Annotated in this window: 3 protein-coding genes; 2 read left to right on the top strand and 1 reads right to left on the bottom strand. The window is 61.2% G+C overall.

Going from position 1 to position 2931, the window contains the following annotated elements:
• Positions 1 to 537 precede the first annotated feature (537 nt).
• The gene (locus tag ACE3OH_RS21305; RefSeq protein WP_374357979.1) at positions 538 to 897 is read left to right on the top strand and encodes a PilZ domain-containing protein; all 360 of its coding nucleotides are present in this window, start codon (positions 538 to 540) and stop codon (positions 895 to 897) included.
• A 116-nt stretch (positions 898 to 1013) separates the two neighbouring features.
• Positions 1014 to 2138: a VanZ family protein gene (locus ACE3OH_RS21300; RefSeq protein ID WP_374357976.1), complete on the top strand. Its 1125-nt coding sequence runs from the start codon at positions 1014 to 1016 to the stop codon at positions 2136 to 2138.
• A gap of 1 nt (position 2139) precedes the next feature.
• Here the strand turns inward: ACE3OH_RS21300 and ACE3OH_RS21295 are convergent, their stop codons facing one another.
• Complete coding sequence (locus ACE3OH_RS21295; protein WP_374357973.1) at positions 2140 to 2742, bottom strand: 6-pyruvoyl tetrahydropterin synthase family protein; 603 nt, start codon at positions 2740 to 2742, stop codon at positions 2140 to 2142.
• Positions 2743 to 2931: the final 189 nt, after the last annotated feature.

Genomic DNA, 2931 nt, shown 5'->3' with positions numbered 1-2931 from the left:
TGCCGTGGCGCTGAATAACCTGACCACCGCGGCCAAAGGAAGCTACCGCCTGCGCATCAATGGCCAGCCTGGGCCAAGCTTTGACTGGCCCGGCGCCAAGCAATAGTTTGCAAGGTCGGGGGCGTGCCGCCTGTGTCCTGCAGGGGCATGAGCTTGTGTGGCAGCCACGCTGCCGCCATTCGCTGACGCAGTACAGCCTCATTGCAATGGCTTGCCCCGCAATGCGATGTACCGCAATGCCGACCCTTTGGGGCGATGCGCCTGCAGGCCTTCTCGGCTTCGGGCGCGGCCGAGCATCGGTTGGTTCTCGCCTTCGCCTGGTTGCTCTTGCCTCTGCCCTCCTGCGACAACAGTACAAGGTTTGGCACGTTCCTCGGCGAGTGATGCGCTGGCAGTAGAGGCGAGGAGCATAATCGGGCGAGCCGGAAAGCTGGAATCCCGCCATGTTGCCGGGAACCTGCGCCGATTTTTTGCTGCCGGATCACCTTCGCATCGCCCTATACTGCGACCAGTCAGCAGTTATTCGAGGACAGGCAAATGAGCGCTGCGGATCGACGTGCTAGCGAGCGCATTCCTGTGCACTGGCGTGCGGCCGTCCAGCCCGACCAGGGCGGTGCCTTGTTGTACGGCTACACCGTTGGAATCTCGGCCGGTGGCCTGGGTGTGCTGGTGGAAAAAGCACTGCCCGTACTGTCTGGCTGCACCCTGTATCTGGAAATCATGTTTCCGGGTCAAACGGAACGCAATCAGATTGCGGTGCAGGCGCAGGTGATGAATGTGATTCTGGCCGATAGCCGCTTTCGCACCGGTTTGCGCTTTTTGAACCTGCCGCCAAACATCCGCGATTCGATCGACCGCTTCGTGAAGTCGCGCACCGATCGCTGGATGCGCAATTGACGGATGCGCAGCATGGCGGGGCAACCGCGCCGATTCGGTACAAGTGTGGCGCGGCGAGCGGGTGTCAACGGCCTCTCGCTTAGGCGGGCCGGCGCAGCGTGATAAGCTGCTGCCCCATGCAACGCTGGCGCTTGCCCATTTCCTACCTGGCCCATTCGGCCCGCCCTTCATGGCTGGCGCAGCACTTCCTCGCCGCCTGGCATGTGGTCATCCTGATCGTCAGCTGGTATCCGTTCAGTGGCTGGCGCCATGCCGGCGACAGCCTGTTTGCCTTCTACGCTTACCCCTTGCCGTATTACCAGACGGTATTCGATAACGCGATCAATATCGTGGCCTATCTGCCGCTAGGCTACGCTTGGGCGGTCACCTTCCGCTGTCGCTGGCATGCGCCGATGCTGGCGCTCATCCTGGCTGTGCTGTTGTCCGCTCTGGTTGAATTCGTCCAGCAGTTCCTGCCTGATCGCGTCGCATCCAATCTCGATATCCTGTGCAATGGTCTTGGTGCGCTGGCGGGTGCCGTGGTGGCGTGTGCGCTCGATCGTTTGTTGATCGTGCGGCGCTGGCTGGTGTTTCGGCAGTCCTGGCTGGCCAAGGGCGGGCTGACCGATTTCGGCTTGGTAGTGCTGGGCCTATGGCTGATCAGCCAGCTCAATCCAGCCATCCCTCTGTTCGGTGTGGTATTCGAACCGCAGGGCATACCGCAGCCCTTTGTGTCGCCGATTGCCAATGCGCGTCTGTTTTTGCGCCTGCTGGAGTGCGGCGGGGTGCTGCTGAACTTTACGGCGGTCGGCCTGATGGTCGCCACCTTGCTGGCGCGGCGCAGCCACGCTGCCTTTGCCATGCTGGCGGTGGCGCTGCTGGCCATTCTGCTGAAGGTGGTATTCGCCGGCGCCATGCTCAAGCGCGATGCCTTGATGGCGTGGATGAATGTCGACGTGTTGCTGGGCATGGCAGGCGGATGGCTGTTGCTGGAGCTGCTGGCGCCCCTGAAGCGACGCTGGCGCGCCCTGTGTGGCTTGCTTTGCCTGCTGCTGGCCGAAGGGGTGGAGATGGCCTGGCCACTGAATGCCGAGCCTACCGGCCTGTTTGCCCTGTTCCGCTGGCATCACGGCCATCTGCGCAATTTCAGCGGCCTGGCGCAGACCATTTCGCTGTTCTGGCCGTGGCTGGCGGCGGCTTATTTACTGCTGCTGATCCGCAAGGACTGGGGGCGTGATCGGCGGCGGGTGGTGCTCGACTGAATCAGCGCTCTGGCGTTACTTGCAGTGGCACGGTCGGGTTGATAAAGCGCTGCTGCTGCAAGAGCTTGTCCAGCATCGCCGGGTCGTGCCATTCGGCTTTGCATTGTTCCGAGAATATGATGTCTGCGAGTCCGATGCTGCCCATCTGCGGGTTATAGGCGTCGCTGCGGAAGCACTGCGCATAGCCGGTTTCGGTTTCATGGGCAATGATCGAATGCAACACAACGCCCTGCTCGCCATTGCGCATTTCGGTATTGCCCAAGATGGCGTCGATCAGCACGAAAAACAGGCGGGAAAACTGCTCGGCCGATGGCGAAACCGGCAGGGAAATCCAGCGGGCAGAATAGGTTTTCGCCCAGGCGATATAGTCGGCCTCGTCTTTATCCCAAAAGCAGATCGCATGGTCGAAGGCGTCGATTACATCGCGTATCGTGCCCTTCATCAGGCCGAAGTCGTACACCATATGGCCGTGATCGAGGGCGTGAGCCTCCAGCAGTACTTCCACCTTGTAGCTATGCCCGTGGATGGAGCGGCGACAGCGGTCGCTGCTGCAGTTGCGGACGATATGGGCGTTTTCAAATTTGAACAGCTTGCGTATCAGCATGGTGATGCACCGGGCAGGAGTTGGCCGTGATTGTGCCACCGGCTCAGGTAATTGCCAGAACTGCTTTCAATGTGGCCTGAGCCAGCCACGGGCGCGGGCTTGTCTTGGCAGGGTATCGAGCTGTGCAATGGTCAGGTCGGCAAAATGAAACGAACTGCCTCGCTCGCCGAGCAGCACGGTGCGCATGCC

Source organism: Chitinimonas sp. (genome assembly GCF_041904975.1).
In the GTDB taxonomy this organism is placed as follows: Bacteria; Pseudomonadota; Gammaproteobacteria; order Burkholderiales; family Chitinimonadaceae; genus Chitinimonas.
Note: the sequence above shows the minus strand (reverse complement) of the source record. Positions and strands in the feature narration are given on the sequence as shown.

Bases quoted from the DNA above. Each gene is read 5' to 3' on its own strand.
- ACE3OH_RS21305 (WP_374357979.1), top strand. From the start codon at position 538: ATGAGCGCTGCGGATCGACGTGCTAGCGAGCGCATTCCTGTGCACTGG.
- ACE3OH_RS21295 (WP_374357973.1), bottom strand. From the start codon at position 2,742: ATGCTGATACGCAAGCTGTTCAAATTTGAAAACGCCCATATCGTCCGC.
- ACE3OH_RS21300 (WP_374357976.1), top strand. From the start codon at position 1,014: ATGCAACGCTGGCGCTTGCCCATTTCCTACCTGGCCCATTCGGCCCGC.